Here is a 535-nt window from a genome sequence, read left to right as displayed (position 1 = left end):
TTGATGTAAATCCTTGCTACAGGCTTTTGATTGCTCTGCTATGTGACTACGGTTGGGAATATTTGTTTGTGCAGCAGTCACCCTGACGAGATTATCTTGCCTCATTTGAGCGATCACTGCGTTAACTGAACTTAAGTAGTCGTGTGCAGATGATACGCTGAGAGAACCATCTTCAACTCGCTCTGCTAACTCTTCGGCATATTGGAGAATGTGGGAGTTTTCAATTTTCCGAGAATCATTGATTGAAAAGTTATCGACGCAGTATCTTGCAAACTTCTCGAACCGGTCTGCATTTTGTTGTGCCGTGGAATAAGACGTTGTCTTTGATTCACAAGCTTCAGTCATCGCATTTCTTCCTGCACGAGCCATATCACGGCTGCGTAATCCGTGGTTTCGAGCTCCGGTATTGCCTCTGGTGAACATGCTGTTTTCCTAGTTAGAACAAGATTGTTAAGAGCGGTGGCTTAGGCTGAGTATTCATACTTTTATGAAGCATCAAGCCTTGGATGTTAAGTGTTATTGCGCATTTCATACT

1 protein-coding gene is annotated in these 535 nt (G+C 43.4%); it reads right to left on the bottom strand.

What is annotated here, in order from left to right:
- Positions 1–423, bottom strand: a 423-nt coding sequence (locus AACR11_RS15280; RefSeq protein WP_416316083.1) for a hypothetical protein, incomplete at its 3' end; no start/stop codon positions are given.
- Between the last annotated feature and the right edge of the window lie 112 nt (positions 424–535).

The organism is Vibrio sp. L85 (assembly GCF_963871815.1).
GTDB lineage: Bacteria > Pseudomonadota > Gammaproteobacteria > Enterobacterales > Vibrionaceae > Vibrio > Vibrio harveyi.
Note: the sequence above shows the minus strand (reverse complement) of the source record. Positions and strands in the feature narration are given on the sequence as shown.